Origin of the sequence: Microcoleus sp. (assembly GCF_049646505.1) — a bacterium.
Taxonomy (GTDB): Bacteria; Cyanobacteriota; Cyanobacteriia; order Cyanobacteriales; family Microcoleaceae; genus Microcoleus.
Map to the genome: position 1 here is coordinate 1 of NZ_JBARVX010000335.1, position 7,113 is coordinate 7,113.

A 7,113-nucleotide genomic window follows, 5' to 3' on the forward strand; every position below is an offset into this window, starting at 1 on the left:
GCCTTCAACGTCGGTATTTGTGCCGCACCAACCTTTGTCAGTTCGGTATACGGTATTGACTGCGCCGATCGCCCGGGCGATCGGCGAAACCGACGACAGCAGCGGTAAGACGGCTTGTTTGTGAGGAATCGTGATGCTAAATCCCCGAAGGTCGATCGCAGCAAATCCTGCAAGAGCAGCTTTTAAATCCCCTGGTTTTACCGGAAACGGCAAGTAAACAAAATCGACTCCCAAGTGGGAAATGGCAGCATTGTGCATCGCCGGCGACAGAGAATGCGCGATCGGATGACCGATTACTCCCAATATTTTAGTAGTGCCTTTAATCATTTTTGTTAGTTATTTGACCGTTGATGATTCGGCGATTTCAATCGCCGAGTGAGGGAGATAACTGTCAACTGTCAACTGTCAACTGTCAACCGTCAACCGTCAACCCTAAACTGTTTGCCGAAACTCCTTAGCATCCGCCAAAATCGGGTTGACATCAAACCAATAATCCTCGCCGTAGCGGTATTCAAACACCCAGAGACTTCGCAGCAAGATTTGGTATTTAGTTTCCCCGCTGACAATTTTAGTAGCTGATACTTGGCGCAGTAATTCCCACTCATCCGCTTCGATCGCCAAAGTAAGCTGGTGGCGGCGCTGAACAATCACATTTTCCAAAGTTTCCCGCGACAGAGGAGGGTCTTGTTTTTGCAGACAGCTATACAAAAGTTGCAGCAAATTGCGGACATGGCCCCCGCTAACTCGACACAGGCGATCGAGAGTTTCAGCAGAATCAAAAATTTTGTCAACCAAAGCATAGCGCCCAGATGGTTCCACCGTCGGAAAAGCCCGCGCCAGAACCATCTGCCGCAGCAATTCCACACCCTCTACACACTCAGAACCGTCGCTCAACTGCACCGGCACCATCGGCAAAACCTTCGGATCTACCCCAAAGCGATTGGTCAACTGGCCCAAATCGTTAGAGAAAATCAGCACCAAAGGAATTGTATACACGATGTGGCAATTTAGTCTTGCCAACTGCTCCCCGCGATCGACAAACAGATATTCCGGCTGCAAGCGCCCCGTCGGTTTCGCGCACAGGTGGATGCGATCGAGATTGTCGATAATTACCACAAGTCCCTGTTTCCCTTGGCGTTTCAGTTCTTGATTTGCCGGTTCGAGCAACTCCTTATTCAGAGCCTCTAAAATTACATTAGTACGCGGCTCCAAATATTGCCGCAACTCCGATCGCAAATTCGGAGCATCTTTCGCCTTAGCCGTAATTTTGCCAATTCCCAGCGCCAGAGAAAATTCTCCCTCAGTGCTAGCATTTATTTCTCCAAAACCGGGAACATTAGCTTCAGCCCTCAAATCTATTTGAGTTTGAAAAACATCAGCAACCCCCTTGAGCAAAGCTTTAAAACCAGTTGGTTGCAGCTTGATTTGCATTCTTTCAATACTTTCGCTCACCTGACGGGCAACGCTCAACAAAATGTCAGTAATATCCACATCAGCCATGTCTAAGTCTTTACTAGACTCAAAGTAAACAACATGAAATCCTTGCTCCTGCAATTGAGCTTGCAGCCGCAGCAATTCTGTTGATTTGCCAGAGCCGATGTGACCGGTGAACAACTGACAGGTAGGCACGTCCGGGGACAGGCGGCTGATGGTGCGCTCCAATTGTTCTACGATTGTACCGCCCCGCACTGAAGAGAAATCGATATAGTATTGTCGGTCTTCTTGATTTGCTACTGCCAAGGTGTAGCTGGGATTGCAAGCTTTATAAAATTTCTGTAAATTTAGTTCCATACCCTGTTCTCTGTTTGATAACATTATGCCTTAATAACTTCTTCATTTAACTATTGTACGAATCAGAACAATTTGCCAGTTGATTTTGATGTTTTATTGGGCTGTAAATATTTAGATGTATAGCGGAATCCGCCATCACAACTCCTACTTAAATACAGTTGGTTCAAGCGTTAGGACTTTAGTCCTGTAATTTTCAAGACAACTCATATCGTTTCCGGTTGCATCGGAATAATAAAATCGAGTCAACAGTCAACAGTCAACAGTCAACAGTCAACAGTCAACATCACCTGACGGTGTAACCGGAAATGATATCAAGCCATCACTACAAACAGATTGCGCGAATTTGCATATTAAAATCAAAGACGAAGAATTGACGGTAATGTTCTCGGAAGAAGGTATTTTATTGCGGTTAACCGAATCGATTTGCATTGCATATATCTTTGATTTATAGCTCAACCGCAGGTGCTAGGCACATAAACACAGATAATTTCCCGATCGGAAATCGATATTTAAGAGCAATTAGACAAGCCGCAGCATCAGGATTTGGCTTCAGCGTGATTCCCGACTACTTGCGTGCAGATTCTGTCAAAGAAAATCGGTTAATACCAATTTCATAAAGTAGCGCTAGATATTACCCCCCCCCACCCCCCCGCGATTTCGGGGGGGCTAAGACTTCATCCATAGCACATCTTTATAAAAATGGTATAATATCAAATCCTCTCTTCATCGGAATAGTAAATTAACAGTTAACAGTTAACAGTTAACAGTTAACATCATGTATGAGTGCAACCGGAATTGATATAACTCTCATCCTCAAACCCTCACCCACCGTCAACAATCGCATTTTGCTGGCGTTCACAAAATCAGAAAAACAACAGCCAAAAATAAAACAGACGATCGAATTGTACCAACTTCAATAAATTAATGCGCGATCGCGCTTCCCTCTCCTCCGTCTCCTTCCTCACTCAGCGCCCTCTGCGCCCTCTGCGGTAAAAAAACTCCAAATTATATCAAAAAAAGGGCTAGCAATTACGCCAGCCCCTCAACTAATTTGAGACATTAAATTACAACTAATTTAAGAGCTCAAACCTCAAATCAATCTAGCTTCTGTCAGCAGCAGCCACCGGCTCAAAGCTCGGAACCACAACATCAGCATTCTGCTTAGTCAACTGGTTGTACAGCCTTTCAGTATTCGGGAAATTGGCAGCAGGGAGAGTCGGGAAGCGGCGGTAAGGAACAGTATCCTCGCCAAACGCTTCAGCATATTCAACGCTGTTCAACATCGCGTTGATAAAGCCCTTAATCCCTTGGCTTGCCAAGATTTGGTTGTACGTCCGAATCTCCGCTTGATTGCGAGGAGCGCGGCCCAAGAAGTGCTTCGTTCCTAACTCAATCACCTTAGTATTGGGATAAGGTGCGTAGAACTGTTTGACGTACAGCGGCGAGCAGCCCAAAGCTTCAATGAACTCTTTGAGATTAATTTCATTGTTGCCCAGTTTGCTTTCCAGCGCCGTGAATTCATTCTTCACAACATACGGATTGATGTCGCGCTCAAAAACTTGACGGTAAGCAGCTTGAATTAAAGTTTTCAAAGCTACTTTGTCCGAAGTAGTTGTCAGCTTGAACACCTTAGTTTGTTCGCGCCGCTTGCTGACACCTTGAACGATGCGATTTTGCAGCTCGACATCGCCCGGAGAGCCGGCAGTACCAAGTTCAACAAACCGAGGTGTTTCTGTCGGCGCTTCAACGTTGACCTTTTTCTCACCAAAGGAGCCTGTACGCATTGTCCGCATCGACAAACCTGCAGGAGTTACGTAGCGCTCGTAGGGAACCGTATCTTCTCCGAAAGCTTCGTTGTACTCCATGCTGTCAATCATGCGATCGACCAGCGCGTAGAAACCCTTCTTGGAGCAAATGTCAAAGTAAGCGTTCATTTCCTGGCGGCCGTAGGTAGGGCGTCCCAGGAGTCGGCGGTGGATGTACTCGATCGCCTTACAAACGTACAGCTTGCTCCAGTACATATTGCGGAACACATCGGACTTCGCCAACATCCGAATAAACTCGCGCATCGGAATGTCGCCGTTTTCCAGCTTAATTTCCGCCACCTTTTGGCGCTGGCCGTCGAACACATCGCGGCCGAACACTTGCAGGTAAGCAGCCCGAATCACCGCTTGGGTGGAGCTTTCGGTATATTTGACACTAGAAGCACTGCTGTAGCTGCTTCCAGACACACCGCGAATTGATTTTTTAGATGCGTAACCACCGGGGAGCTGGTCTAATTTAAAGACCTTGGGGCCCAGAGAACCAGGAGCCGCACCGCGAGCCGCCGGGTTGCTCAATTGATTGTCAATCCCCGCACCTTGACGGATCAAGATCCGGCGAGTGTCTTTGCCGAAGGGAGCTGGACGGTTTTTGGGGTTGCGAGTTTCTTGCGGGAAAATCGCGCCGAACTGAATTTCGAGCGGATCGTTACCAATACCGTAAACGTGCTGGTCTGGCAGAGGCTGGGTGTAGCCGGCAAACAAGGTGATGAACTGAGGAACCTTGCGGAACGGAGCGCTGAAATTGAACAAATCGATTTGCGGGCCCCAGTTGCGGCATTCCTGAGCTTCTTGGCCCAAACCGCGCAGGTAAGGCACTGTTTCTTCGCCGAAGTAGTCGGAATATTCCTGGGAATAAACCATCGCGTCTACGAGGGCTGCCAGGCCGCCTTTGGTGACGATCGCAAAATACTTGCTAAATTCCTCCCGCGAGCTCAAACCGCGGCCGAGGAAGTGGCGGGCCGCCAGTTCTACAGCGCGGCTGTTGACAAACGGCTCGTAGAATTGCTGGCGGTACAGAGGAGATGTACCCAAACGGCGGATAAACTCTTTCATGGAGATTTCGCCGTTTTTGACCTTAGATTCCAGGTCAGAAATGCTTTGGCTGTAAGCGCGGGTAATGTCGCGCTCGAATACTTGGCGGTAAGCTGCTTTGACTACTTCAATCTTTTCGCCCGACGACAGACCGGTTTTCATCGCGAATTTCGATCGTCGTTCCGATGCGTTGAAGTAGATTTGAGGCAGTTGCAGCCCTTGCTGGTCGTTGGTTTCGCGCTGGCGCACCTTGTCTGAAGGTGTGGGAGCTTTGAATTCGGTAATTGCTACGTCGAAATACTGTGCGACGATCGCCCGTCCGGCCTCATCATTCTTGAAATAACCCAAGGATGCAGCCTTCATTTCCTGCATTGCCACAATTGTAGCCGCCGAAGAGCAAGCATTTTCGATAATTTCCCGCAATCCGCGCACGTTCACCGAAATAATGTTCGGGTCGCCTGCGACGATCGCGTAGGTGATGTAGCGCAAAAACCAGCTCAAATCCCGCAGAGATTTGGTCATGTTGCTCGGGCCGTAGCGCGAGACATTAATCGGTTGAAATCCTGCTGGGATTGGGCCGCCGCCGCCGCCGCCGTTAGTCGAAAACAGATTTCCCAAACCCAAGAATCCGCCACCGCCGTTGCCGCCTGAACCGTTGCCGCCGCCAGCGCGACCTTCAACGTAGGTAACAGTTCCCAGTTTCATGCCTTCAGAGGTATTGACCGAGCCGCCGCGAGCCGCACCAGCCACTGCCATCACGGGTTCTGCTGGTCTTTCCAAAAATGCCAGCGGGGAACCGCCGGTAAAAATTCGGTTGGCTGCCCGAGACACTATCAGTTCTGAGTTTCTCGTCAGCGTCTCAGAAATTGCGATCCTCATCGCACCGGAACTGAAATAAGTTGCCAGTTCGCTAAGTTCGCCCCGCTGTAGGAAACGGTCTTGCTGTTCTGCTTGCGAAATAGTTGCGACCGGTACAGTTTGATATAGTTGCGGACGCGCAACTGAGCTTCCACCACTTGCTTTTACAGTCATTAGACTCCTTCGCTCCCTATCTAAATCGTTGCAGCATTTACCCAGACTAACCTTGCCTTCTGATGCAGGTACAACTAGGTATTTTGCTTTGTTTACTTTTTGCCTTGACCTGTCACGAGGTTGGGGCGCTTACTTTCTTAGATTAAAATGTTTTGGTTTCATCTTTCGTCCTGCCGGGAAATGTCCGACCCGAAGACAGGCACGCGGCACTCCCTCCGCCCTTGCTTTGCCCGTACACCCCCGGCAAAAATTATTTGCAGGAAAGCTGACGAGCGGGCGATCGCAGCAACTGCCGTTTATTCAGGAACAAGAAAATCCAAAATTTTCTTCTGCCTTTTGCTGGGCCTTTTACTTTTTGCCGAAAGACGCCTCCGCTTTACCCGAAAGCTCAGCATTGGGTGATTGACAGTCCTCGTTTGTTAAAAAGCCTGTCGAGATTTATTGTATAGATTCACGAGAGCTTATATGAGAAAAAATGATAAGTTTTATTACGCACAAGCTGTCAGTCGATTTGAAATTTGAGATTTTTGATTTGAGATTGACTCGCGCGAAACAATAACAGTGTACCACGTAGCGCCCTTCTGTGGCAGCTCGCGACAATCTCAAAACTCACGCACTAACCCCTCACCCACCTATGGATACTACGCCCGATATCAGCGCTGCCGTGCGGCGGCTTTACGATACTTTCCCTTTCCCCCCCGATCCTTTGTCCGACGAACCGCCCCCCGGCTACAACTGGCGCTGGAGTTGGCCTGATGCTTACAATTTTTGCACTGGCCAAAAGCCGCCAAAACTCGATATTCGGATTTTAGATGCGGGCTGCGGCACTGGTTCGAGTACGGATTATCTGATTCACCTCAACCCGGAAGCGTCCGTAACGGCGATCGACCTTAGTTCCGGTGCCTTGAAGGTAGCACAAGAACGCTGCAGGCGATCGGGGGCGCGAGAAGCCGATTTTCGCCACCTCAGCATCTACGATGCGGCCGAGTTAGAGGGAGAGTTTGATTTGATCAACTGCGTGGGCGTGCTCCACCACTTGCCAGATCCGATCCGGGGCATTCAAGCGCTGGCTGCGAAGTTGGCTCCGGGCGGTTTGATGCACATTTTTGTGTATTCCCAGCTCGGCCGCTGGGAGATTCAACTGATGCAAAGGGCGATCGCACTTCTCCAAGGCCCGCAAAAAGGCGACTATCCCGATGGTGTGAAAGTCGGCCGTCAAATCTTTGCTTCATTACCAGAAAACAACCGTCTTGTCAAGTACGAAAAACAGCGTTGGGCAGGAGAAAATCAGCGAGACGAATGTTTTGCCGATATGTACGTTCACCCGCAGGAAATTGACTACAATATCGAGACTTTGTTCGAGTTAATTGATGCTTCGGAATTGGAATTTCTCGGTTTTTCAAATCCGGGATATTGGCAGTTAGAGCGACTTTTG

Annotated in this window: 6 protein-coding genes; 3 read left to right on the top strand and 3 right to left on the bottom strand. The window is 49.0% G+C overall.

Annotation, left to right across the window (positions count from 1 at the left end):
* Positions 1-327, bottom strand: a 327-nt coding sequence (locus WBA89_RS17200) for a shikimate dehydrogenase family protein (RefSeq protein WP_424408392.1), incomplete at its 3' end; no start/stop codon positions are given.
* Between the two features lie 105 nt (positions 328-432).
* Complete coding sequence (locus WBA89_RS17205) at positions 433-1,791, bottom strand: P-loop NTPase fold protein (protein ID WP_424408393.1); 1,359 nt, start codon at positions 1,789-1,791, stop codon at positions 433-435.
* Positions 1,792-2,570: 779 nt separating this feature from the next.
* On the opposite strand from WBA89_RS17205, the gene WBA89_RS17210 reads away from it, so the two are divergent.
* Entirely contained in the window at positions 2,571-2,711 is a 141-nt protein-coding gene (locus WBA89_RS17210) for a hypothetical protein (protein ID WP_424408394.1), read from the top strand.
* Between the two features lie 180 nt (positions 2,712-2,891).
* On the opposite strand, the gene WBA89_RS17215 is transcribed toward WBA89_RS17210, so the two are convergent.
* Positions 2,892-5,678: a phycobilisome rod-core linker polypeptide gene (locus tag WBA89_RS17215; RefSeq protein ID WP_424408395.1), complete on the bottom strand. Its 2,787-nt coding sequence runs from the start codon at positions 5,676-5,678 to the stop codon at positions 2,892-2,894.
* A gap of 226 nt (positions 5,679-5,904) precedes the next feature.
* Here WBA89_RS17215 and WBA89_RS17220 point away from each other — a divergent pair, with 226 nt between their 5' ends.
* The gene (locus WBA89_RS17220) at positions 5,905-6,084 is read left to right on the top strand and encodes a hypothetical protein (protein ID WP_424408396.1); all 180 of its coding nucleotides are present in this window, start codon (positions 5,905-5,907) and stop codon (positions 6,082-6,084) included.
* A 228-nt stretch (positions 6,085-6,312) separates the two neighbouring features.
* On the top strand, positions 6,313-7,113 hold an 801-nt coding region (locus WBA89_RS17225), incomplete at its 3' end, for a class I SAM-dependent methyltransferase (protein ID WP_424408397.1).

Excerpts from the sequence above, each read along its gene's own strand:
- WBA89_RS17205 (WP_424408393.1), bottom strand. The coding sequence starts at position 1,791 with ATGGAACTAAATTTACAGAAATTTTATAAAGCTTGCAATCCCAGCTAC.
- WBA89_RS17215 (WP_424408395.1), bottom strand. The coding sequence starts at position 5,678 with ATGACTGTAAAAGCAAGTGGTGGAAGCTCAGTTGCGCGTCCGCAACTA.
- WBA89_RS17210 (WP_424408394.1), top strand. The coding sequence starts at position 2,571 with ATGAGTGCAACCGGAATTGATATAACTCTCATCCTCAAACCCTCACCC.